This window comes from Flavobacterium sp. MAHUQ-57 (genome assembly GCF_051908335.1).
Lineage (GTDB): Bacteria > Bacteroidota > Bacteroidia > Flavobacteriales > Flavobacteriaceae > Flavobacterium.
The window spans coordinates 1,412,381-1,436,016 of the sequence record NZ_JBPZTE010000007.1 but is presented as its reverse complement, the minus strand read 5'-3'; the positions used below and the strand labels follow the sequence as shown (position 1 = coordinate 1,436,016).

25 protein-coding genes are annotated in these 23,636 nt (G+C 35.8%); 9 read left to right on the top strand and 16 right to left on the bottom strand.

Going from position 1 to position 23,636, the window contains the following annotated elements:
- Positions 1–2: 2 nt before the first annotated feature.
- From accC to pdxA, 6 genes are all read right to left on the bottom strand, one after another.
- Positions 3–1,352: an acetyl-CoA carboxylase biotin carboxylase subunit gene (gene accC / locus ACS8MM_RS14460; RefSeq protein WP_379718173.1), complete on the bottom strand. Its 1,350-nt coding sequence runs from the start codon at positions 1,350–1,352 to the stop codon at positions 3–5.
- 85 nt (positions 1,353–1,437) lie between these two features.
- Positions 1,438–1,926 carry an acetyl-CoA carboxylase biotin carboxyl carrier protein gene (gene accB, locus ACS8MM_RS14455; protein ID WP_379718171.1) on the bottom strand — a complete coding sequence of 163 codons (489 nt, stop codon included), beginning with the start codon at positions 1,924–1,926 and terminating at the stop codon, positions 1,438–1,440.
- Positions 1,927–1,946: 20 nt separating this feature from the next.
- Positions 1,947–2,945 carry a beta-ketoacyl-ACP synthase III gene (locus ACS8MM_RS14450; protein WP_379718169.1) on the bottom strand — a complete coding sequence of 333 codons (999 nt, stop codon included), beginning with the start codon at positions 2,943–2,945 and terminating at the stop codon, positions 1,947–1,949.
- A 168-nt stretch (positions 2,946–3,113) separates the two neighbouring features.
- Positions 3,114–3,308: a 50S ribosomal protein L32 gene (gene rpmF, locus ACS8MM_RS14445; RefSeq protein ID WP_073308476.1), complete on the bottom strand. Its 195-nt coding sequence runs from the start codon at positions 3,306–3,308 to the stop codon at positions 3,114–3,116.
- Between the two features lie 9 nt (positions 3,309–3,317).
- Positions 3,318–3,854, bottom strand: coding sequence for a YceD family protein (locus ACS8MM_RS14440; protein WP_379718166.1), 537 nt, complete (start codon positions 3,852–3,854; stop codon positions 3,318–3,320).
- 174 nt (positions 3,855–4,028) lie between these two features.
- Complete coding sequence (pdxA, locus tag ACS8MM_RS14435; protein WP_379718164.1) at positions 4,029–5,078, bottom strand: 4-hydroxythreonine-4-phosphate dehydrogenase PdxA; 1,050 nt, start codon at positions 5,076–5,078, stop codon at positions 4,029–4,031.
- Positions 5,079–5,135: 57 nt separating this feature from the next.
- On the opposite strand from pdxA, the gene ACS8MM_RS14430 reads away from it, so the two are divergent.
- The gene (locus ACS8MM_RS14430; RefSeq protein WP_379718162.1) at positions 5,136–5,726 is read left to right on the top strand and encodes a riboflavin synthase; all 591 of its coding nucleotides are present in this window, start codon (positions 5,136–5,138) and stop codon (positions 5,724–5,726) included.
- Positions 5,727–5,827: 101 nt separating this feature from the next.
- On the opposite strand, the gene ACS8MM_RS14425 is transcribed toward ACS8MM_RS14430, so the two are convergent.
- Both ACS8MM_RS14425 and ACS8MM_RS14420 read right to left on the bottom strand, forming a co-directional pair.
- A complete protein-coding gene (locus tag ACS8MM_RS14425) occupies positions 5,828–7,369 on the bottom strand; it encodes a glycine--tRNA ligase (protein WP_379718160.1) in 1,542 nt (513 codons plus the stop codon).
- A gap of 100 nt (positions 7,370–7,469) precedes the next feature.
- Positions 7,470–8,318 carry a hypothetical protein gene (locus tag ACS8MM_RS14420; RefSeq protein ID WP_379718158.1) on the bottom strand — a complete coding sequence of 283 codons (849 nt, stop codon included), beginning with the start codon at positions 8,316–8,318 and terminating at the stop codon, positions 7,470–7,472.
- A gap of 73 nt (positions 8,319–8,391) precedes the next feature.
- On the opposite strand from ACS8MM_RS14420, the gene ACS8MM_RS14415 reads away from it, so the two are divergent.
- Both ACS8MM_RS14415 and ACS8MM_RS14410 read left to right on the top strand, forming a co-directional pair.
- Positions 8,392–9,075, top strand: coding sequence for a ComF family protein (locus tag ACS8MM_RS14415; RefSeq protein WP_379718156.1), 684 nt, complete (start codon positions 8,392–8,394; stop codon positions 9,073–9,075).
- A 72-nt stretch (positions 9,076–9,147) separates the two neighbouring features.
- Positions 9,148–10,749: an Ig-like domain-containing protein gene (locus ACS8MM_RS14410; RefSeq protein ID WP_379718154.1), complete on the top strand. Its 1,602-nt coding sequence runs from the start codon at positions 9,148–9,150 to the stop codon at positions 10,747–10,749.
- 50 nt (positions 10,750–10,799) lie between these two features.
- On the opposite strand, the gene ACS8MM_RS14405 is transcribed toward ACS8MM_RS14410, so the two are convergent.
- The 8 genes from ACS8MM_RS14405 to ACS8MM_RS14370 form a co-directional block, all read right to left on the bottom strand.
- Positions 10,800–11,570: a nitrilase family protein gene (locus ACS8MM_RS14405; RefSeq protein WP_379718152.1), complete on the bottom strand. Its 771-nt coding sequence runs from the start codon at positions 11,568–11,570 to the stop codon at positions 10,800–10,802.
- Positions 11,571–11,643: 73 nt separating this feature from the next.
- Positions 11,644–12,258 carry an outer membrane beta-barrel protein gene (locus ACS8MM_RS14400; RefSeq protein WP_379718150.1) on the bottom strand — a complete coding sequence of 205 codons (615 nt, stop codon included), beginning with the start codon at positions 12,256–12,258 and terminating at the stop codon, positions 11,644–11,646.
- 88 nt (positions 12,259–12,346) lie between these two features.
- Entirely contained in the window at positions 12,347–12,805 is a 459-nt protein-coding gene (locus ACS8MM_RS14395) for a hypothetical protein (protein ID WP_379718148.1), read from the bottom strand.
- 120 nt (positions 12,806–12,925) lie between these two features.
- On the bottom strand, positions 12,926–13,441 hold the full coding sequence (locus ACS8MM_RS14390; protein WP_379718146.1) for a thioredoxin family protein: 516 nt from the start codon (positions 13,439–13,441) through the stop codon (positions 12,926–12,928).
- A gap of 65 nt (positions 13,442–13,506) precedes the next feature.
- Complete coding sequence (locus tag ACS8MM_RS14385; protein ID WP_379718144.1) at positions 13,507–14,271, bottom strand: succinate dehydrogenase/fumarate reductase iron-sulfur subunit; 765 nt, start codon at positions 14,269–14,271, stop codon at positions 13,507–13,509.
- A 28-nt stretch (positions 14,272–14,299) separates the two neighbouring features.
- On the bottom strand, positions 14,300–16,309 hold the full coding sequence (locus ACS8MM_RS14380; protein WP_379718142.1) for a fumarate reductase/succinate dehydrogenase flavoprotein subunit: 2,010 nt from the start codon (positions 16,307–16,309) through the stop codon (positions 14,300–14,302).
- A 3-nt stretch (positions 16,310–16,312) separates the two neighbouring features.
- A complete protein-coding gene (locus ACS8MM_RS14375; protein WP_379718140.1) occupies positions 16,313–17,140 on the bottom strand; it encodes a succinate dehydrogenase cytochrome b subunit in 828 nt (275 codons plus the stop codon).
- Between the two features lie 165 nt (positions 17,141–17,305).
- Entirely contained in the window at positions 17,306–18,175 is an 870-nt protein-coding gene (locus ACS8MM_RS14370; protein ID WP_379718138.1) for a hypothetical protein, read from the bottom strand.
- A gap of 95 nt (positions 18,176–18,270) precedes the next feature.
- Here ACS8MM_RS14370 and ACS8MM_RS14365 point away from each other — a divergent pair, with 95 nt between their 5' ends.
- The 6 genes from ACS8MM_RS14365 to ACS8MM_RS14340 all read left to right on the top strand — a co-directional run bounded on the left by ACS8MM_RS14365 (position 18,271) and on the right by ACS8MM_RS14340 (position 23,634).
- Positions 18,271–18,846: a Crp/Fnr family transcriptional regulator gene (locus ACS8MM_RS14365; protein WP_379718136.1), complete on the top strand. Its 576-nt coding sequence runs from the start codon at positions 18,271–18,273 to the stop codon at positions 18,844–18,846.
- Positions 18,847–18,911: 65 nt separating this feature from the next.
- A complete protein-coding gene (locus ACS8MM_RS14360; RefSeq protein ID WP_379718134.1) occupies positions 18,912–20,204 on the top strand; it encodes an aminopeptidase P family protein in 1,293 nt (430 codons plus the stop codon).
- Positions 20,205–20,396: 192 nt separating this feature from the next.
- Positions 20,397–20,660, top strand: coding sequence for a DUF2089 family protein (locus tag ACS8MM_RS14355; RefSeq protein WP_379718132.1), 264 nt, complete (start codon positions 20,397–20,399; stop codon positions 20,658–20,660).
- Positions 20,661–20,665: 5 nt separating this feature from the next.
- Positions 20,666–21,250, top strand: a complete 585-nt coding sequence (locus tag ACS8MM_RS14350; RefSeq protein ID WP_379718130.1) for a YIP1 family protein — start codon at positions 20,666–20,668, stop codon at positions 21,248–21,250.
- A 32-nt stretch (positions 21,251–21,282) separates the two neighbouring features.
- A complete protein-coding gene (locus tag ACS8MM_RS14345; protein ID WP_379718128.1) occupies positions 21,283–22,662 on the top strand; it encodes an alpha/beta hydrolase family protein in 1,380 nt (459 codons plus the stop codon).
- A gap of 69 nt (positions 22,663–22,731) precedes the next feature.
- Positions 22,732–23,634, top strand: coding sequence for an alpha/beta fold hydrolase (locus ACS8MM_RS14340; protein ID WP_379718126.1), 903 nt, complete (start codon positions 22,732–22,734; stop codon positions 23,632–23,634).
- Positions 23,635–23,636 lie beyond the last annotated feature (2 nt).

The window sequence follows — 23,636 nt, the reverse complement described above, 5'->3', positions numbered from 1 at the left end:
TATTAATTTTTAGGTTCTTTCATGACGAAAGACTCCATGAATTTTGTTGTATAGTTACCAGCTACATAATCAGCCTCGTCCATTAATTGTCTGTGGAAAGGGATTGTAGTTTTGATACCTTCGATTACGAACTCATCCAAAGCACGTTTCATTTTAGAAATAGCTTCTTCTCTCGTTTGCGCAGTTGTGATCAACTTCGCAATCATTGAGTCATAATTAGGTGGAATGGTATAACCTGCATACACGTGAGTATCCAAACGCACACCGTGACCTCCTGGAGCATGTAAAACGGTAATTTTACCTGGAGAAGGACGGAAATCGTTGTATGGATCTTCCGCATTGATACGACATTCGATAGAGTGCAATTGCGGCAAATAGTTTTTACCAGAAATTGGCACACCCGCTGCAACTAAAATTTGCTCACGAATTAAATCGTAGTCGATTACTTGTTCAGTGATTGGGTGTTCTACTTGGATACGCGTATTCATCTCCATGAAGTAGAAATTTCTGTGTTTGTCCACTAAGAACTCAACAGTACCCGCACCTTCATATTTAATAAACTCAGCCGCTTTAACTGCAGCCTCACCCATTCTGTGACGTAAATCGTCGGTCATGAAAGGAGAAGGTGTTTCTTCAGTTAATTTTTGGTGTCTTCTTTGTACAGAGCAATCTCTTTCCGAAAGGTGACATGCTTTACCGAATGAATCTCCGACTACTTGAATTTCGATATGACGTGGTTCTTCGATAAGTTTTTCCATGTACATACCGTCATTTCCGAAAGCAGCAGCAGCTTCCATACGAGCACTTTCCCAAGCTTTTTCAAGCTCTTCTTCTTTCCAGATTGCGCGCATCCCTTTACCACCACCACCGGCAGTAGCTTTCATCATAACAGGGTACCCGATTTCTTTGGCTGTTTTTTTAGCTTCTTCAAAAGAGGCTAAAATACCCTCTGATCCAGGAACACAAGGAACGCCAGCAGCTTTCATCGTTGCTTTTGCAGTTGCTTTATCCCCCATTTTATCAATCATTTCGGGAGAAGCCCCGATAAATTTGATACCATGTTCTTGACAGATTTTAGAGAATTTAGCATTCTCAGACAAGAAACCGTAACCAGGATGAATTGCATCAGCATTAGTAATTTCAGCAGCTGCGATAATGTTAGACATTTTCAAGTACGACAAGTTACTTGGTGCAGGTCCGATACAAACTGCTTCATCAGCAAATTTGACGTGCAAACTTTCTGCATCGGCTGTAGAATAAACCGCTACGGTTTTAATTCCCATTTCTTTACAAGTTCTAATTACACGAAGTGCAATTTCTCCCCTGTTTGCGATTAATATTTTTTTAAACATAACTTTACAATAAAATTTCAAATCCCAAAAACAAAATCCCAACCAAATTGGAATTTGGATTTTAATTACTTGGAATTTTATTAAATTATGACGGGTCTACTAAGAATAATGGTTGGTCGAATTCTACTGGAGATGCATCTTCTACTAAGATCTTAACGATTTTACCAGACACTTCACTTTCGATTTCGTTGAATAATTTCATTGCTTCAATTACACAAAGCGTATCACCTTTACCGATTGACGAACCAACTTCAACAAATACAGGTTTATCTGGAGATGGTTTACGGTAGAAAGTACCGATCATTGGAGATTTCACAGTAATGTATTTCGCGTTCTCATCAGCTTCAGCTACAGGAGTTGCTGCTGTAGGTTGAGCCGCTACAGGAGCTACAGGAGCTGCTTGTACTTGAGGCATCGCAGCTTGCATAGGCACTTGTTGAATGTAAGTGTGCTCAGTTGCTCCAGCGTCAGTAGTTTTGATAGTGATTTTGAAATCATCCATCTCTAATTTTACTTCAGTAGCACCTGATTTTGCTACAAATTTAATTAAGTTCTGAATTTCTCTAATATCCATGATATTCGATTTTTGGTTTATTATTTAGTATCATAAGCCCATTTCAGATAAATAGATCCCCAAGTGAATCCACCTCCGAAAGATGCAAATATAAGATTATCTCCTTTTTTCAATTGTTTTTCGAAATCACTCAATAACAACGGTAAAGTTCCCGAAGTTGTGTTTCCGTAACGATGAATATTAATCAAGACTTTGTTTTCGTCCAAATTCATACGTTGAGCAGTAGCATCGATGATGCGCTTGTTGGCTTGGTGTGCTACCAACCAATCCACAGAATCGCCGGTTAAACCGTTGCGCTCCATGATTTGTTCACTCACATCAGCCATACCGGAAACAGCGTATTTGAATACTGTTTTTCCATCTTGGAACACGGTATGCAAACCGTTTTCTACGGTATCTTTAGAAGCTGGCATAATAGAACCACCTGCATCAATTTTAAGGTAATCACGACCGATTCCGTCGCTTTTTAAAATTTCGTCCTGTAATCCAAACCCTTCATAGTTAGGTTCAAAAAGAACAGCACCTGCACCATCTCCAAAGATAATGCAGGTTGCTCTGTCTGTATAATCAATAATTGATGACATTTTATCGGCACCAATTAGCAATACTTTTTTATATCTACCTGATTGAATGTAGGCTGCGGCATTTGACATTCCGTAAAGGAAGCTCGAACAGGCAGCTTGTAAATCATAGGCATAGGCATTGGTTGCACCAATTTGACTCGCCACATACACACCTGTAGATGCTACCGGCATATCCGGAGTAGCTGACGCCAAGATAACCAAATCAATGGTTTTTGGATCCAGACCCGTTTTTTCGATTAAGTTTTGTGCTGCTTTGATAGCAAGATAAGAAGATCCTTTTCCTTTTTCTTTCAGAATTCTTCGTTCTTTGATTCCTGTTCTGGTGGTAATCCACTCATCTGTCGTATCTATCATAGTCTCAAGAACTTCATTAGACAGAACATAGTCAGGAACATAGGCGCCTACGGCGGTTATTGCGGCAGTAATTGTATTCATGTTGTTCAAATAATTCAACTTAAAACAAATGTTTCAAAAAGAGGTTGAAGTTACGAAAAAACTTTAAAACAAAGACATTTAGTTCTTTGAAAAATAATTTCGGTTCTATCCAACAAAAAAACTCTCACATTTCGAGTGAGAGTTCGATTTTCTTTTTACTAAAACGTATTAAGCAACAGCTACTGATTTATCAATAACTACTTGACCTCTGTAATACATTTTACCTTCATGCCAGTAAGCTCTGTGGTATAAATGCGCTTCTCCAGTTACTGGACAAGTTGCGATTTGAGCAACAGTTGCTTTATAGTGAGTTCTTCTTTTGTCTCTTCTTGTTTTCGAGGTTTTTCTCTTAGGATGTGCCATTTTACAAAATTATTTATCCGTTAATAGTTTCTTTAATGCTGCCCAACGCGGGTCAATTTCTTCTTCTTTTATTTCTTCTTCGTCTTTGACTTCGATAGTATTCAACTTATCCATCGCGTCCGTTTTCAACGTTCCATCCTTCACTCCGGGATGAATCCTTTTTAATGGAATAGACAAGACAATCATTTCATAAATGTACTGCATGACATCAATTTGGTGTTCTCCAAAAGGAAGAATCAACAGCTCTTCATTGTCATCGTTATACGTTTCTCCAAATCTAACAACCAATTTCAATTTTCCTTTAATAGGCAAATCAAACGGTTCATTTGTCAAATCGCAAGGAACATTTATGGTTCCGTTGTGCTTGAAATTCAATTCAAGCATCGAACTTTGCTTTTCTAAAACCAAATTCACTTTTATGTCGGCCGAATCAAATTCGTCGTACTCAAAGTGATCAAAGAACGCCTTACTAATTTGGTATTCAAACTGATGTTTCCCAAGCTTTAATCCCACATATGGAATTAAATATTCATTTGTAACTTTCATCTGATCAATCTACATTTTTTATAGGCATCAGATGGAACGCTTTGTGATTTAACCCTTTAAATAAAGAAATTTTTCTTTACAGCGTTTCATCCTAACAACAATTTGTCCCTCAATTAGGGTGTGCAAAGATATAAATAATTTATAAATTCAAAAGGGTTATAAACATTTTTTTGTTTATAACTGCTTTTCTTTCACTTTTAAAGGATTCGCAACGATATCTTTATAGTCATTTCGTGATTTAAAAATATCAATGGCCGCATAAATTGCTTCCAAAAAAGACTGATGCTCTGCAATTCCTTTTCCGGCAATGTCAAAACCAGTTCCATGATCTGGAGAAGTTCTTATCTTATTTAATCCTGCGGTATAATTTACTCCTTTTCCAAAAGACAAGGTTTTAAACGGAATTAAACCTTGATCATGATAGGTTGCAATGACTGCATCGTACTTTTCGTATTGATTACTTCCGAAGAATCCATCTGCTGAAAAAGGACCAAAAACCAAAATACCTTCCTCAAAAATCTTTTTCATAGCTGGCTTCAACACTTTTTCTTCTTCATCTCCAATCACACCATTGTCACCTGAATGCGGATTTAAACCTAAAACTGCAATTCTAGGACGGTTAATTCCAAAATCCTGAATCAAGGACTGGTGAATGGTTTTTATTTTTTTACGAATCAATTCTTCTGTTAAATGTTTCGCCACCTCATTAAGCGGCACATGATCTGTAAGCAATCCAACACGTAAATTATCTTGAATCATAAACATTAACGCATCACCTTCCAATTCCTGATCCAAATAATCAGTATGTCCGGGGAAAGAAAATTCTTCCGATTGAATATTCGATTTATTGATAGGCGCAGTAACCAAAGCATCAATTGCTCCTTCTTTTAAAGCTTTAGTCGCTTCAACAAAAGATTTCACTGCATACTTCCCGACATTTTCATCTACTTTACCGTATTCAACATTCACTCCTTCACGCCAAATATTAAGCACATTGATTTTTCCAGTCAAAGCTTGTTCGATTTTATCGATGCCATGAAGGTTGACATTCAGATTCAAACTCTTTTTTAAAAAAGAAAGAATTTTAACATTAGCAAAAATCACCGGCGTACACAGTTCCAGCATACGTGTATCCTCAAACGACTTCAGGATGACTTCGCTTCCCACTCCGTTCAAATCACCAATAGAGATACCTATAATTATATTTTCTGGTCTTTTTGTCATCAGTTCAATGTATTTATTGCTAATTTTGAATGCAAATTTACTAAAATTAATCAGTTAATGTTTACAGGCATCATAGAAACTCTCGGAACTATACAATCACTTCAAAAAGAAGGTGAAAATATTCACGTTACCGTACAATCTTCAATTACTGAAGAATTAAAAATTGACCAAAGTGTGGCCCACAATGGCGTTTGTTTAACCGTGGTTAACATTGAAAACGACAAATACACCGTTACTGCTATTAAAGAAACCATCGAAAAAACCAATTTGGGCGATTGGAATGTTGGCGACAAGGTAAATTTAGAACGCGCCATGAAACTGGGAGACCGATTGGACGGCCATATCGTACAAGGTCATGTGGATCAAACGGCTATTTGCAAAAACATTGAAGAAGCCAATGGAAGTTGGTACTTTACTTTCGAATATGACAAGTCATTAAACAACATCACAATCGAAAAAGGATCAATTACTGTAAACGGAACCAGTTTGACTGTGGTCAATTCAAAGCTGAACGAATTCAGTGTTGCGATTATACCTTATACTTATGAGCACACCAACTTCAATAGTTTTAAAGTAGGCACAAAAGTGAATTTAGAATTTGATGTGATTGGGAAGTATGTAAAACGTTTGCATGAGTTGCAGGCGTAAACAACAAATTCCAAAAACTAAATTCCAATTTAAACATCATAAAAAATCCCAAATACCTTAACTGGAATTTGGGATTTTTATATTTTGGGTATTTAATAAAACTACATTTTCATCAACCAGTTTCTCATGGAAACTTCGTTACTGATAATTCCTCTTAAATCAGCAATCGCAACGCGATCTTGTTGCATTGAATCACGGTGACGGATAGTTACTGTTTGATCTTCTAAAGTTTGATGATCGACTGTAATACAGAAAGGTGTTCCTAAGGCATCCTGACGACGGTAACGACGACCTACCGCATCTTTTTCATCGTAAGCTACATTGAAATCCCATTTCAAATCTTCGATAATTTGTTTGGCAACATCAGGCAATCCATCTTTTTTCACCAATGGCAATACAGCTGCTTTGGTTGGCGCTAAAACCGAAGGCAAACGCAAAACTGTTCTTGTAGAACCATCTTCCAAAGTTTCTTCTTGCAACGCTTTTGAGAATACCGCTAAGAACATACGATCCAAACCAACTGAAGTTTCCACTACGTATGGCGTGTAGTTTTTGTTTTCTTCGGTATCGAAATATTGCATTTTTTTACCTGAAAACTCTTCATGCGCTTTCAAATCGAAGTCGGTACGCGAGTGAATTCCTTCCAATTCTTTGAATCCGAATGGGAAATTGAATTCGATATCGGCAGCGGCATTTGCATAATGCGCTAATTTTTCATGATCGTGGAAACGGTAATTTTCTTTACCTAATCCTAATGATAAATGCCAATTCAAACGTGTATTTTTCCAATACTCGTAGTATTTCATTTCTTCACCTGGTTTCACAAAGAACTGCATTTCCATTTGTTCGAATTCGCGCATACGGAAAATGAATTGACGCGCTACGATTTCGTTACGGAATGCTTTACCCGTTTGTGCAATACCAAAAGGAATTTTCATACGTCCCGTTTTTTGAACATTCAGGAAATTAACGAAAATACCTTGAGCTGTTTCCGGACGTAGGTATAAATCCATAGCCGTATCAGCAGAAGCCCCTAATTTTGTTCCGAACATCAAATTGAACTGACGTACTTCCGTCCAGTTTTTAGAACCTGAATCCGGACAAGCGATTTCCAACTCTTCAATTAAGGCTTTTACATCGGCCAAGTCACCAGTATCCAAACCTTTTGCCATTCTTTGGAGAATTGCATTTTTCTGGTCTAAATACCCTTTTACTCTTTCATTAGTAGCCACGAATTGCGCTTCGTCGAAAGCATCACCGAAACGACCTTTTGCCTTTTCGATTTCTTTTTGTGCTTTTTGGTTTAATTTTTCGGCATAATCCTCAATTAAAACATCGGCACGGTATCTTTTCTTAGAGTCTTTGTTGTCGATCAATGGATCATTGAAAGCATCAACGTGACCTGATGCCTTCCATGTGGTAGGATGCATGAAGATAGCAGCATCGATACCCACAATATTTTCGTGCATCTGCACCATTGATTTCCACCAATAGTCTCTAATATTCTTTTTTAATTCCACTCCGTTTTGAGCATAATCATATACTGCGCTCAAACCATCATAAATTTCGCTCGATTGGAAAATGAATCCATACTCTTTTGCATGCGAAACTACATTTTTAAATAAATCTTCTTGTTTTGCCATAGTGGTGCAAAAATAAAAAAAACGGACTTAAAAAATCCGTTTTGTATTACAATTTATATGAGATGAAAGTTGGTTTTTAATTGAAAAGTGACAAATCGTATTATTTTAATGAAAATACAGTACTTCCAATCAGGTTAATTCCTGAATAGATGTTGATTTCATAGTCACCTTTAGACATATCTTTTTTATTAGGATCCACGAATACACAAACGTCCAATTCTTCATTGTCATAATACACATTGGTTTTTGCACTGAAATTTAGTAATCGTTCTCCGGATTCCATAAACTCTCCATTTTGAGACACTACTTTACCATCAGGATTAACCACTTGAATGTATACATCTTTATATCCCTTTACTGCTGCCTTATTTTCCAACAAAGTAAAACAAACCTTAATTTGTTCGGTAGCATTAAAACGTTTGGTTTCAATAATGTTATTGGATACAATCTTAATTCCGTTTGCAGTTACGTTCGTTGCAGTAAGATTTTTAGAAACGGCGAGTACCGCCTCATTATCGTTATTCTTTCTTTGTAGTTCTCTGTTTTTCTCGGACAAATTTTTCAACTGATCTGACAAGTCTTTATTTTCTTCAATTTGTCTATCCAAAATCACTTGAAAGGAATCTGTTTTGGTCTTTTTAACCAATTTATCAATCGGAACTAATCGCTTCTCAAGACGATAAACGTTTTTACCTGAAGACACTACTTGCTCCTGTACTACTACACCTCTTTCTTCCAACAACTGTTTATTTTTCAGCACTTCAGAATCATAACGATTCAAAATTTCTTTTAACTCATTGGTATAGGTTTCCCTATCAAGTCTTATATTTTCTTCAAGTTTTTTGTTTTGATTTTTAGAATCGTAATATTTTAGGGCAAACACAAAAGTTGCAGACATAAGTGCAACTGAAGTCAATTTCAATACCACTGTAGGAATTTTCACCGTCATACTCAGGGCCTAATTAATTTATTTTTTCTAAATTTATCTGATTACACGAGAAAGAAAAAAAAAAATCGACGAAATGCTTAAATATTTGTTAAACTTATTTTACCCCAAAGTTTGTTCTGGTTGCAGTCAATTTATTTTAGAATCTGAAAATCACCTATGTACGGTATGCCGACATGAGATTCCTCTTACAAATCATACCGCTTTTAAGGAAAATGAAGCCTACAAAAAATTTTATGGAAGAATTCCTACACAACATGTTTCTTCTATGTTTTATTATCATAAAAAAGGTGTTACTCAACAACTTATCCACAATTTAAAATACAAAAATCAGCAACACATCGGAACGATACTTGGCGAATGGTATGCTGAAGAACTAGCACAGCAATCCGTTATAAAGTCGGCCGACTATATTATCCCTGTACCATTACACAAAAAAAGGCTTAAAGAACGCGGCTATAATCAAGTAACTACATTTTGCAATGCACTTGGCAAAGAACTCAACATTAACGTTAACAATGATTTGCTGTTTCGAAACCATCACACCATTAGTCAATCCAAAAAGAATCTGACCTCTAGATCCAATTTAGCTGAAAATACTTTTGACATACATTTCGATGAGCAACATCACAACAAACACTTTCTTCTTGTTGATGACGTTTTAACTACAGGCGCCACTTTAGAAAGTTGCGGACGCGCCATTTTGAAAATTCCTGGAGCCAAAGTAAGCATTGTCACCATGGCCTTTTCGGAGTCGTAAAATTGCAAACATTCCAAAAATATTTCATTAACACTAAATAAAGTGGTTATTTTGCACTGTAAAACAATCTGAATGAGAAAACTTAAGTTTTTAAGCTATACAACTATTGCTCTACTATTTTTGGTCGCTTGTGCCAAAAGAGGCTCCATTACTGGTGGTGAGAAAGACGTTACACCGCCTAAAATTGTTTCGAGCAATCCAGAGAATCTATCTACAAATTTCAATCAAAAAACCATCAAAATTAATTTTGATGAATACGTAAAAGTAAAAGATTTACAAAAAAATCTTATTGTTTCACCACTAATGAAAAATCAAATTACTGTGCTTCCTCAAGGGAGTGCCAGCAAACAGATTACCATTAAAATCAACGATACTTTACAAGCCAACACAACCTATAGTTTTAATTTTGGAGAAAGCATTCGCGACAATAATGAAGACAATATCTTATCTCAATTCAAATATGTTTTCTCTACTGGATCCGAATTGGATTCACTTCGCATTGAAGGAATCATCAAAGATTCTTACGAAAAAGAAGCAGACTCTTATGTTAATGTAATGCTTTATGAAGTAGACACCAACTACAATGATTCTATCATTTACAAGCAAACTCCAAGATACACGACGAACACTTTAGACAGTTTAAAAACATTTAAAATTGAAAATGTTAAAGCTGGAAAATACAAACTTATTGCTTTAAAGGAAAAAACTGCAAACTACAAATTTGACCCCAATACAGACAAGATTGGGTTTTACAACCAGACGATTACAGTTCCTGACAATGCAATTTTTGAATTGGAGCTTTTCAAAGAAGTACCGAAATTCAAAACCAAAAAACCGACTCAGACTTCGGCAAATAGAATAACGATGGGTTATGAAGGTGATTTCAAAAACGCAAAGATTACTGCACTCCGTCAAAATCAGGATTTCAAGATTAGAACCACAAAAATGAAGGACAAAGATTCGCTTCAGATTTGGTTTTCTCCTTTACAAAAAGATTCAATACAACTGAATGTTTCTAAAGAAGATTATCGCAAAGAATACACTATAAAAACACGCGGTTTAAAACAAGACACGATTAGCCTTTCGAGCAAATACAGAGGCAACATTGGATTCAACGATGTATTCAAGTTAAATTCAAATACACCTTTGGAAAAATTTGACATTACCTTAATGAAACTTGTAAAAAGTGATTCGACTGCTGTTAAATTCTCCCTAAATTACGATGAATTCAATCAGGATCTTGAAGTTAAGTTCGACAAAGAACCGAATGAAAAATACACCTTTACAATGATGCCTAAAGCCATTGAAGATTATTTGGGACAAGTCAATAAATTGGTGAAAATAGATTTATCAACAAGGTCGTATGCTGATTACGGTAATTTGAAATTGAATCTGAAAAATGTCAAATCATTCCCTTTAGTAATTGAATTGACCGATAATAAAGGAACAGTTTTAGCTACTAAATATACTGAGAGCAATCCTGTTGTAGAGTTTTTATTGATTGAACCACAAAAATACTCGCTCCGAATAATTTATGACGAAAATAAAAACGGTCAGCGTGATACCGGTAGCTTTTTGCAAAACAGACAAGCTGAGGAAGTTTTTCATTTCCCAACCGAAATCGATGTACGAGCCAATTGGGATGTCAATCAGGATATTGACTTAGGTAACTGACATCAATTCATCAGTTATCCTTTTGATGATTAATCCTCAAAGAATTTATCTTATTTTTCGAATAGTTGAAAAGTATCTTTATCGTTAAGAAAGTTCAAACGCTTACGGGTTTCTAACATGGTATTTTTATCCAAAGCAATCACTTTCACAGCCTCCCTTTCAAACGGTTCTATAGTGTAATTCCCTAGATAGTCAATAATTTGAGAATGCCCAATATACTCCAATTGATTGGCGTCGAACCCAATTCGATTAACTCCGATAGTGTAGCAAAGATTTTCGACAGCTCTCGCTTTTAGCAGAATATCCCAAGCATTAATCCGCGGTTTGGGCCAGCTGGCTACATAAATAAGTAAATCATAATTTTCAACGTTACGGGTAAAAACAGGAAAACGTAAATCGTAACATATTTGAAGACATATTTTCCAATCTTTATACTCAACTATGACTTTTTCCTTACCTGGAGTAAAAACATGTTCTTCTTTAGCCAAAGTAAAGAGGTGACGTTTATCGTAAGTTTTCAAAGTTCCATCGGGAAAGACAAATATCATTCGATTGTAAAAATTATTCTCCTCTTCAATTACCAAACTTCCAGTAATGGCTGACTGTCTTTTTACAGCCATTTCCTGCATCCATTGTACTGTTTCTCCATTCATTGTCTCGGCAACAGCTGAAGGATTCATAGTAAAACCCGTGGAAAACATTTCGGGTAACACTATAAGATCAACAGCGTCATTTATTGCATTAATTTTTACTTCGAAATGATTCCGATTGGCAATTGTATTTTCCCAAACAATATCAGACTGGATAATGGCTATTTTCATATGTTAAAAATACAAAAACACATCCAAATAAAAACCTTGTAGTATTTGGATGTGTTTGTAATGAGGTAATGAATTAATTAAAGTTATATTTTACACCTAAATTGAAATGGTTATTATCCGTATAATAATTATATCCTATTATACCTCCTGTATTCCCTTTGTAACCACCTAAACGATACATTTCCATATCGATATAAAAAGCCATTTTCGGAGAAACGAAATAACTTAAACCTGCACCTGAATTCATACTGAAGAATGATTTTGAAAAGTCGGTTTCTTTTCCATCAGGAAAACGATAATCACTTTTAATTTCATGGTTATAGGCTGCACCTAATTTCAAATTTCCTTTAAGGTTTTTATGAATCGTAAATTCCCATTTCAGATCAACAGGAACCGAGACAACAGCTCCATCAAAAATGCCATTCGCTTCGTCTTCAACAAAAGAAACACCCGTTTTAAAATATTTAATTCTTCCACTGGCACTCCATTGTTTTGCAAAATAATATTCAGCCATTAAACCACCTTGGAAGGAATTTTTTGTTCCATTGTTAGCAAAAGAAGGAATACTATTCAAACCTAATTCTGCACCAAAATACCAATTCCCTTTGGGTTCTATATTTACGTTTTGGTTACTTACCTGAGCCTCAGCCAATAGAGGCAAAAAGCAAAAAAATAGAAGTTTTTTCATACGTAAACATAAAAAAAGCATTCTTTTCAGAATGCTTTTTTGCATATAATTAACTTTAAATTACCACATCACATCGTTGATTGTTCATTTATTTGGAGATTACATAATCCCAATTATTTTCTTTGTACCTTCTACCAAAAGCAGGCAATGCCAATCCGACACCATCAATCGCAACTCCGACTGGCACTAACAATACAGCATAACCACCATAAGCAATTGACACAATCGTTACGGGTGTACCGATTCCCGCAACAAGCAAACCGGAAGCAATAGACAATCCTACAGGACGTCTTTTAATTTTAACAATTGAGGTCAACGCTATCGTATCTTTACGTATAGCAATAGACTTATCATCAACGATTTTAAAACGACCTTTAAAAACTTTACCACTATCCGTTTTAACAGCTACTCTTTTGTTTTCTTTCAAAAAAACAGTTTTCCCATTTTCCTTGTTCTTCATATTGATTCCCTTTTCTTGTGCTTTCAACATCATGTTTGAAAACATCACAAAAAACACCAATGCTACTATTTTTAAATTTAAAGTCATCTTAATTTTTTTATCCTTTTTGCGAAAGATAGGAATTCATAAGCAATACTTACAGTTATTTCATACAAAAAAGCATCTGTAAATACAGATGCTTTTAGAATTATGCCAATAGAGAGTTTATCAACTTTTAACTTTCCAACTATCTAAGAAAGTTTTGATTTTCTCTTGACTGTATCCTTTTCCTTCTTCCAAAGAACCAGTTTCTTGAACATGCAACACTTTACCATTGGAATCCAATATCATAAAAACTGGGTATCCCATTTTTTCGCCTGGGTTACCGTTATAGTGGCTGAAGAATTTTTCGTTTTTATTTTTGGGAGACCAATTCAAATGATAATAAATGTAGTTTTCATCCATTGTACTTTTCAATACCTCCGTTTTTTGAACGAAATCGTTCAGTCGTAAACACCATACGCACCAATTTCCACCAATTTGGATCATAATATTTTTATTTTCCGCTTTGGCCACACCCAACAGTTCTTTCACTTTGCTATCAGCATCTTCCATTTCTTGGTAAGGTTTAGGCAAAGAAGCCTTTTCTGCTTCAATTTTCCTTTTCTTTTCTGCCTTTTCTTCGTCGGTTTGTGAAAATGCTAGTGTAGAAACCAATAGAAACAATAGATATATACTTTTCATTATTCTTTTTGAATTAAATTAACAAAAATCGAACCATTAAAAAAAGCGTCCGAAGACGCTTTTCATTATTTTATCAAACTTGCTTTCAGATATTCTCTGTTCATGCGAGCGATATTCTCCAATGAAATACCTTTTGGACATTCGATTTCACAAGCACCGGTATTCGTACAGTTACCGAATCCTTCTTCATCCATTTGACGAACCATATTTAACACACGGTCAGTAGCTTCTACTCTACCTTGAGGTAATAATGCATATTGAGATACTTTAGCACCAACAAACAACATAGCAGAACCATTTTTACAAGTCGCCACACAAGCTCCACAACCAATACATGCTGCTGCTTCGAAAGCTTTATCAGCATCGGCTTTAGGCACTGGAATTGTATTCGCATCAATAGTATTACCCGAAGTGTTTACCGAAACGAAACCACCAGCTTGCTGAATTCTATCAAAAGCACTTCTATCAACCACTAAATCCTTGATTACTGGGAACGCTTTACTTCTCCATGGCTCTACATAGATTGTATCACCGTCGTTGAACATACGCATATGCAACTGACAAGTAGTAATTCCTGTATCTGGTCCGTGTGCGCGTCCGTTGATGTATAATGAACACATACCACAAATTCCTTCACGACAGTCGTGATCGAATGCGATTGGTTCTTTTCTTTCATTAACCAATTGTTCATTCAATTGGTCCAACATTTCTAAGAACGAGCTGTCAGTAGAAACATTATCCAGTTGGTATGACTCCATACTTCCTGAAGTTTTAGCGTTTTTCTGACGCCAAACTTTCAATTTTATATTGATATTCTTTTTAGATGCCATAATCTTATTTTTTTATAGCCGTCAACTATTATTTATAGTTACGTGCAGCGATTTTGATGAATTCGTATTTCAACTCTTCTTTGTGTAATACCTCTTTATTGATGTCTTCCCCTTGGTATTCCCAAGCTCCAACAAACGAGAAGTTTTCGTCATCACGTAAGGTTTCTCCCTCAGCATCCTGATGCTCTTCACGGAAGTGACCACCACAAGATTCTTCACGTTGTAATGCATCCATTGCCATCAATTGACCCAATTCCATGAAATCGGCAACACGAATTGCTTTTTCCAATTCTGTATTCATTTCATCAGCAGAACCAGGAACAAAAACATCTTTATAGAATTCTTTACGTAAAGCATCAATTTCGGCAATAGCCTCATTTAATCCTTGCGCATTTCTTCCCATACCTACTTTATTCCACATAATGTTTCCTAAAGCTTTATGGAAATGATCAACCGATTTCGTTCCATTGTTATTCAAGAAGAAATTGATTTGATCTTTTACTCTCTTTTCTGCTTCAACGAATTCAGCAGACTCAGTAGAGATTTTTCCAGTACGGATTTCATCGGCCAAATAGTTAGAAACAGTATATGGCAGCACAAAGTATCCGTCTGCTAAACCTTGCATTAAAGCTGAAGCTCCCAAACGGTTTGCTCCGTGATCAGAGAAATTGGCTTCACCTGCTACGAAACATCCTGGAATTGTTGATTGCAAGTTGTAATCAACCCAAACACCTCCCATGGTATAGTGAACCGCAGGATAGATTTTCATTGGTGTTTCGTATGGATTTTCGTCTGTAATTTTTTGGTACATGGTAAATAGGTTACCATATTTTTCTTCCAACCATTGTTTACCTAAAGCAGTTACTTCAGCATCGGTAGGATTATGATTTCCTTTAGCGTAAGCCGCTTGTTTTCCTTTTGAAATGATTTCAGAAGAGAAGTCTAGGTAAACTCCTTCGTTGGTGTCGTTTGCCTCGATTCCGTAACCGGCATCACAACGCTCTTTAGCGGCACGTGAAGCAACGTCACGTGGTACTAAGTTACCGAAAGCCGGATATCTTCTTTCCAAGTAATAATCTCTATCTGCTTCTGCAATTTGCGTAGGTTTTAGTTTTCCTTCACGGATTGCTTGTGCATCTTCTTTTTTCTTTGGTACCCAAATACGTCCAGAGTTACGTAACGATTCAGACATCAATGTTAATTTCGACTGATTGGTTCCATGAACTGGGATACATGTTGGGTGAATTTGTACATAACATGGGTTTGCGAATAAAGCACCTTGTTTGTGGATTTTCCATCCAGCGGTTACGTTACTTCCCATAGCATTTGTCGACAAGAAATATACGTTACCATAACCACCAGACGCGATGATTACTGCGTGAGCAGAATGGCGTTGAATTTCACCAGTCACCAAATCACGAGCAATAATTCCACGAGCTTTACCGTCCACTTTTACAATATCTAACATCTCGTGACGATTGTACATTTTCACACGACCTAAACCGATTTGACGAGACAATGCTGAGTAAGCACCCAATAACAATTGTTGTCCTGTTTGACCCGCTGCATAGAATGTACGCTGTACTTGAGTACCACCGAACGAACGGTTATCCAACAAACCTCCGTACTCACGTGCAAAAGGGACTCCTTGAGCCACACATTGGTCGATAATATTTCCTGAAACTTCCGCTAAACGATGTACATTAGCTTCACGTGCACGGTAATCTCCACCTTTAATTGTATCATAGAATAAACGGTAAACTGAGTCACCGTCGTTTTGGTAATTTTTAGCAGCATTTACACCACCTTGAGCCGCGATAGAGTGGGCACGACGTGGAGAATCCTGAAAACAAAATGCTTTTACATTGTATCCCATTTCACCTAAAGAAGCAGCAGCAGACGCTCCAGCCAAACCTGTTCCTACAACGATAACATCAATTTTAGGACGGTTATTAGGTGCAACTAATTTTAAATGGTTTTTATGATTAGTCCATTTCTCTGAAATAGAACCTTCTGGTATTTTAGAATCTAACTTCATATATTAGTGCTTTACAACAAGATTAAAATAAATACAAACTGGGATAACTGCAAACAAAAAAGGAACAATGATTGCAAATCCTTTACCGAATAATTGGATAGCCGGTGTGAACTTATTATTGATACCCAAAGATTGGAATGCACTTTGGAAACCATGCCATAAGTGAAATCCTAACACTAGCATTGATAAAACATAAAAAATCGTAAATGGTAATCCCCATTTTGGATCTTTAAAGAATTCGAAAGTAATTTTGTGCAAATCTTTGTACGCTTCTTTAAGTTTGATATTCAATTTAGCGTCATAGATTTCTGTTTTATTTTTTACAACATAGGCAGTTTCATCAACAGGAACATAACCTCCATCTGTAGTTAGATAGAAATCCTGAGCCATACCCGGTTGTAATTCAATTGTTGTTTTTTGCAATGGCATTTCTGAAAAGTGCATTTTTGCCCAGAAATTAGTCATATGTGTTGCGATGAACACTAAAATCACCGTACCTAAAACCGCCATGTTTCTTGACGCCATAGAACTGCTGTTTTGCGGACTGCTCATTGCGTAAGCAATAGGACGTGCTTTTTTGTTTTGAATCGTCAACATGATTCCATCAACAGCGTGGAAAACAATTGAAATGTACGTTAAGTAAGAAAGTAATTTTACCGCAGGATTGGTCGTCATAAACAACGCATACTTGTTGAATTGCAATGCGTCGCCGAAAATTAACTGTAAATTACCAGCTAAGTGACCGACCAAAAACAAGCATAAAAATAAACCCGTAAGAGCCATCCAATATTTTTTTGCTAATGATGACTTTAAAAGTGCAGATTTTGCCATAATATTTGTTAGATAATTGGTTGTAAAAAAATTGAAACAAAAATAAGGGAATTTGACTGTATCTACAACCCAATTCCCCTTATTTATAATGAATTTAAAATGACTTATTTTTTTGTTGATTTACAAAAGATTACAGTCAAAATTATCTATAAAAAAATCAATACGCTATTTCACAAATGAAGGAATCAATCCTCTCAAACCCATATCTACTACATTTTCACCAGCATTGGGTTCAAATTTACCATCTGTATTGACTTCTTCCCATTCGAAACTGTTATTGACAGACAAAGACAAGGTCACCACAATATCTTGCGTTTCATTGCCCGTAATCTCTAATTTTTCAGCAAATTTACCAGTAACCACACAAGAACCTGCCGGTATTGGAGAAGTTGACGCTAATGGGTTGGGAACCGTAGTAGCTCCTTCCGGGGACTGTCCTGAAAACGGCAAACCTGAAACACTTAAAGCCCAATAACCTTGTTTGCGATTGCCATTCACAGTAAAATTGTAAGCACCCAAACTGTGAGTTGTGATATAAGTATTAAACCCAACAAAACTCCCTAGATTTCCCACCAAATTTGCTCCCGAATTCCATATGTTAATAGTATAATTCTGATACGCCAACGAACATCTCACCCATTCATAACTTCCCGCCTGAATTTGTCGAATTGGTATTGCCAAAAAAGTTTCACCTTCAGCTACGATTTTGGATTTACTGAAATCAATTGCACGTTCTCCACCTGCTGTAGTTTCCGGAGCATGGTATAAGATTTCACCTTGACCTAATTGTGTTGTTGCCAAAGGAGCTAATTCCAAATAATGCGAACTTATCGAATTAAATACCGGAGATTGCGCTGCATTTCCAGCCGAAACTGTTGAAGGTTGCCCAAGGTTATTCAAACGCTCTTGATTGGGATCAAATTTAAATTTCACAATCAAAAACGGACCTTGATAAGGCGGCGTATCGTCTTTATCATCACAGGATAAAAATAGCATTCCAAAAAGCAAACAGCTTAGAATTTTTTTTAGATTCATAGGAATAATGAATTAATTACAGATAAAACTAAAGTAATCATAAAATTGAAAACAAACCGCGTTAGTTTTTTAAATTTGGAAAAAGAATACAATTGATGCAAACCACAAAAATCACACACACACTTTCTTCTTTTTTTGATGGCACGAACACCCTATCAATAGAACGATTTAAAGGCAATTTTAGTCCGTTGCTATTAAAAAAGAACGACTATTTAGTAAAAGAGGGCGAAATTTGTCCTTATTTCTGTTTTGTGGAAGAAGGCATTTTACAACATTCCATACTAGTAGAAGAAGAGGAAAAAACAACCTATTTGGCCTTAAAAAAAACCATCACTTCCTCGCTCAAAAGTTTCCTATTTGAAGAAATTTCCAGAAAAAACATCAAAGCATTAACAGACACTCGTTTGATGGTTATCAATTTGCATGACTTCAAAATATTAAGAGATCAAAACGAGGAATTCCATCGGTTTTATTATGATTTAATCGAAAAGCAAATTTGTCTGATTGATGACTATCGAATTGATTTACTGACACTCACCCCTGAGGAACGGTATCAAAAATTATTGCAAAATGAGCCTACACTTTTGAAAGAAATTCCGCTACATTATTTAGCCTCATTTCTTGGAATTTCGAGTCGGCATATGAGTCGAATCAGAAAGAATATAAAATAACGCCATTTGGCTGATTGATACTTATTCGGTTTATGTAACTTTGGTATTCTAAAAAATATAGTTTTATGAAATACCATCAGATAGCTCGTGATTTATTCATCAAAAACAGAAGAAAATTCACAGCACAAATGAAACCAAACGGAGTTGCTATCTTCAATTCGAATGATATTTATCCAGTTTCTGCAGACAGCACATTGCCTTTCGCTCAGCATCGCGACATTTTCTACTTATCCGGAGTAGATCAAGAAGAAAGTATCCTATTGTTATTTCCTGATGCACCTTATGAGCATCTAAAAGAAATATTATTCTTAAAAGAAACCAATGATCATATCGCAGTTTGGGAAGGTGAAAAATTAACCAAAGAGCGTGCTTTTGAAGTTTCTGGAATCAAAACCGTGATTTGGTTGCAAGATTTCCACAAGACTTTAAAAGAAATCATGGCATACGCCGATACGATGTATATTAACACTAATGAACATTATCGCGCTGTTATCGAAACAGAAACGCGTGAGGCAAGATTCATCAAATGGTGGAAAGAAACGTATCCTGCACATAAAGTTGAAAAATCGAACCCTATCTTACAACGCATTCGTTCAATTAAAGAAAGTGAAGAAATTGATTTAATCCAAAACGCATGTAATATCACTGAAAAAGGGATTCGCCGACTTTTGTCTTTCGTTAAACCGAACGTAATGGAATACGAAATCGAAGCCGAATTGGCTCACGAATTTTTACGTAACCGTTCCAAAGGATTTGCGTATACTCCGATTATCGCTTCGGGAAACAATGCTAATGTTTTGCATTATATTGAAAACAACCAACAATGTAAAGCGGGTGATTTACTACTATTGGATGTAGGAGCTGAATACGCCAATTATTCGAGTGATTTAACCAGAACCATTCCGGTTTCAGGTCGTTACACCGAAAGACAACGTGCCGTCTATAACGCAGTTTTGAACGTGAAGAACGAAGCAACTAAAATGTTAGTTCCTGGAACACTTTGGAAACAATACCATATTGAGGTAGGTAAAATCATGACATCCGAATTATTGGGATTAGGCTTGATTGACAAAGCCGATGTACAAAATGAAAACCCAGACTGGCCAGCGTATAAAAAATATTTCATGCACGGCACTTCACATCATTTAGGTTTGGATACGCACGATTACGGATTATTGCACGAACCGATGGAAGCCAACATGGTGTTTACGGTTGAACCCGGCATTTACATTCCGGCAGAAGGATTTGGAATCCGCTTGGAAGATGATGTTGTGATTCAAGAAAAAGGCGAACCTTTCAACTTAATGCGCAACATTCCAATTGAAGCCGATGAAATTGAAAGTTTGATGAATTCTTAATTTAGAATAAAGAGAAAAGAAAAAAGAGCAAAGAATAAAGAGAAAAGACGCCTCACGATTGTGGGGCGTTTTTTTTAATCAAAGTCACTATGATTTTAACTTTATTAAAAAATATTTTAACTTTATTAAAATTTATTTGATAAATTCATACATTTGCAGTAGTGCTATTTAAATTTATTTAACGAGATACTTATGAAGTTACCTATCGTATGTCCAAGCTGTGAAAGCGCACTCCGTGTAAGTCAAATGAAATGTGATCAGTGCACCACTGAAGTCAATGGCAATTACGAACTGCCTTTATACCTCAAACTTAGTCGTGATGAGCAAGAATTCATTTTGGAGTTTTTCCTTACTAGCGGAAGTATTAAAGAAATGGCAAAACAAGCAGATCTTTCTTATCCTACCATGCGCAACAAAATGGACGATTTAATTGACAAAATTCAAAAAATGAAATAAGCATTATGAAATGGCAAACAATTTTTAATCCGTTTTCAATCTTTTCAGAAAAACAACTGCTGTTAAGCGGCATTGTTCTATCAGTAGCAGGAACTTTCATAGGCTATTACTGCAACAGTTCCTTCAACGGCACCCTCGATATGCATCTTATAGAGGACAGTAAATTACTAACTGTTGCTTTAGAAAATGCTATTGATATAAGTGTAGTTACTGTATTGCTTTTTGCATTGGGAAAATATCTTAATTCCAAAACGAGATTTGTAGACATATTAAATACAGCTTTTTGGTATCGACTCCCAATATATATAGTGGCTTTTATAAGCTATGCGATATTACCTGCCGATTTTAACGATAAAGTCAAAAAGAACATTCACACTCCAGAAAAAATATTCTCCAACCCATTAGAAATCATAATGAGTGCTGTACTTGGAATTGCTATACTATTGTGTTTGGCATATGCAATTGTTTTACTAGTAAACGGATTCAAAACAGCAACCAATACAAAAAAATGGCAAAACTGGGCAACCTTCGGATTTGTACTATTGGTTTCTGAAGGAATTACACAATATCTTATCAGACACCTTTTATAATCATCAAAATCATGAATCAAAAAACGAACACTATGAAAAAGACATTTGCACTTCTCCTGCTATTATTTTCCCCTCTATTAACTTTTTCCCAAGACATCAATGGAAGTTGGTTTGGAGAATTAGAAATTCAGGGCATGAAATTACCTTTAGTTTTCAATATCAAAACGGAAGGCACTCTTTTGAAAACTACATTAGATAGTCCGAAACAAGGAGCAAAAGACATTCCGGTTAAAAAAACACTTTTTGAAAACAATACACTTAGTATTGAGGCATCCGATTTAGGTATTTCATACAAAGGAAATTACAACAATGGAAAAATAGAAGGTACATTCAAAAAAGGCAATATGGAAATTCCTTTGGTTTTGGATAAAAATCAAACAAAAAAGGAATATACTTTCAATCGCCCACAAACTCCTAAAGAACCTTTCAATTACAAAACAGAAGAGGTTAGTTTTGTTAATCCGATTGATAAGAACACTTTAGCAGGAACTATCTCAACACCGAGTGACAAAAAAAACCTACCAATTGTTATTATGATTACGGGTTCCGGAGGACAAAATCGTGATGAAGAACTTTTCGGACACAAACCATTTGCAGTTATTGCCGATGATTTTGCAAAAAAAGGAATTGCAACTCTTCGTTTAGATGATCGCGGAATTGGTGGATCGAGTAAGGTTGACAAAAAATCGACCACAGCAGATTTTGCAACAGACATTAACTCGGCAGTAGATTTTTTACAGCAAAAAGGATACACTAACATTGGGTTATTGGGCCACAGCGAAGGCGGAATGATTGCTCCAATGGTGGCAACTATGAATAAAAATGTGAAATTTATCATTTCAATGGCTGGTCCTGGGATTAAAATAACAGATTTAATGCTGCAACAAATCGAACAGGGAGGATTATTATCTGGTGAAAATCCTGAAAAAGTAAAACTTGATGTTTTGACTTCTAAAAAACTATATGCTTTTATTGAAAACTATAAAGGGAAAGAACTCGCTAAAGACTTGGAAAATTTTTACATCAATGAATTAAAACAATACCCTTCCGAAGTAATTAAATCCGATAAAATTGAAGAGCAAGCTAAATCAGAAATTAAGCAAATTACCAGTCCATGGTTTTTATACTTCTTAAAATTTGATCCGCATTATTATATTTCAAAAATCAAAATACCAGTATTAGCTATCAATGGAAGCAAAGACTTCCAAGTAGATGCCAAAAGCAATCTGGAAGGTTTCAAAAAGGGATTAACGAAAGCGGGTAACAAAAAATACGAAGTTGTTGCTTTCGAAGGTCTCAATCATTTATTCCAAGAATGCAAAACTGGTGCTTTTTCAGAATATGCTGAAATCGAACAAACCATAGCTCCAAAAGTACTCGACAAAATGAGTGATTGGATATTGAAATTATAAAACTAAAGATTTGTTAACGTCCTACTTTGTAGGACGTTTTTATTTATTTTTATTCCTTAATTCAGAATAATGAAAAAAATAATATACTTCTTTTTAGTTTTTACAGCTTTACAGTTAAATGCCCAAACCGAAGGCTACTCTCCTAACATTGACGGCACGCAAACTTTTTATAAAATCTATGGAAAAGGCGAACCTTTATTAATCATCAATGGCGGACCGGGTATGAATAGCAATGGATTTGAGTTTTTAGCCAAAAGCTTGGGTGAAAAATACCAAACGATTATATACGATCAACGAGGCACCGGCAAATCAACTTTAAAAGAACTAAATTCAGAAACCATTACCATTAAACTAATGGCTGAAGATATCGAATCGCTCCGCAAGCATCTAAAAATAGAAAAGTGGTCCATTCTAGGCCATTCATTTGGCGGAATCATGGTTGCGCATTATGCTACAATGTATCCAGAGAGTATTCAAAAGATTGTTTTTTCTGCCTCTGGCGGAATAGATCTGGGACTAACCACTTATGTTTCGACCAATATCACATCCAAACTCAGCAAAATAGAACGCGATTCCTTAAATTATTTCAGTGCCAAAATAGCTGCAGGTGACACCTCAAAAAAAACTTTGCTAGGTAGAGGAAGAGCATTGGCTCCTGCTTACTTATACAACAAAAAATACGTACCTATACTAGCTGAAAGACTTACACAAGGCAATTCTAGAATTAACGAATTGGTTTGGGATGATTTGAACAAGATTAAATTCGATTGTAAACCAAAACTTAAAGACTTTACTCAGCCTGTTCTGATTATTCAAGGCAAACAGGATGTAATAAAACCAGAGACTGCAGAAATCGCACATAAGATTCTTAAAAACTCAAAAGTCATATTCTTAGATAATTGTGGTCATTATGGATGGCTCGATGCCGAAAAAGAATACTTTAATGCGTTATTTGATTTTTTGAAGTCCTAAAC